The following is a 932-nucleotide window of genomic DNA, read 5'->3' on the forward strand; positions in this document are numbered from 1 at the left end:
TCTCAGGGTTTTGAGGTCAGATTAATTCCACCACAACATGTGAAACCATTCGTGAAAGGGAATAAAAATGACCGCAATGATGCTTTTGCTATATGTGAAGCGGCTCAACGTCCTAACATCATCTTTGTTAAACCAAGATCTTTAGAGCAGGTCGATGTGATCATTAGCCATCGGATCCGAGAGCGCCGTATTAGGGTCAGAACGGCATTAACTAATCAGATCCGTGGTTTATTGAGTGAATATGGCATCGTTATCCCTAAAGGTCGTGATCCACTTAACCTAGCACTTCCTGAGCTACTCGAAGATGCAAGTAACTCGCTTACCACTATCGCTCGTCGGTACATTAGGGAATTGCTCGATGAGCTTTATGCCATAAATGTTTCGATTAAGTCATTAGAAAAAGATATTCGGATACAAGCAAGAAATCATCCAGATACCAAACGGTTAACCGCAATACGAGGTGTCGCTGAGATTATTGCCACAGCAGCGGTATCCTTTGCTGGTGATGGCTCCAGCTATCAAAATGGTCGACATTTTTCTGCCAATTTAGGGCTTGTTCCAAAAGAGTTTTCAAGTGGTGGAAAACAGAAATTAGGTGGCATAACTAAGCGTGGTAACAACTATCTAAGGCGTCAGTTAATTCAAGGTGCATGGTCTGTCATACGCTACGCAACAAACAACGATGATAGGCTGTCTGTATGGGCGAGAAATATCATTGAACGAAGAGGCAAGCAAAAAGCGGCTGTGGCAGTTGCAAATAAACTGGCGAGGATAATTTGGGCGATGCTCTACTATAAAACAGAGTACAGAGCCTGTTAACTAAATGAAGCAATAACATACCCTAAAAAACCGAACACAATTAATGATGTAACAGGTAATACCGGCCTTTGCAAATGCTGAGAGAGTATAAGGAGTTATAACTCCGAAGGGAC

Annotated in this window: 1 protein-coding gene; it reads left to right on the forward strand. The window is 42.4% G+C overall.

All coding sequences use genetic code 11. The annotated features are described in order from the left end of the window. On the forward strand, positions 1 to 819 hold an 819-nt coding region (locus L2744_RS21480), incomplete at its 5' end, for an IS110 family RNA-guided transposase (protein WP_248993772.1). Between the last annotated feature and the right edge of the window lie 113 nt (positions 820 to 932).

This window comes from Shewanella profunda, assembly GCF_023283765.1.
In the GTDB taxonomy this organism is placed as follows: domain Bacteria; phylum Pseudomonadota; class Gammaproteobacteria; order Enterobacterales; family Shewanellaceae; genus Shewanella; species Shewanella profunda.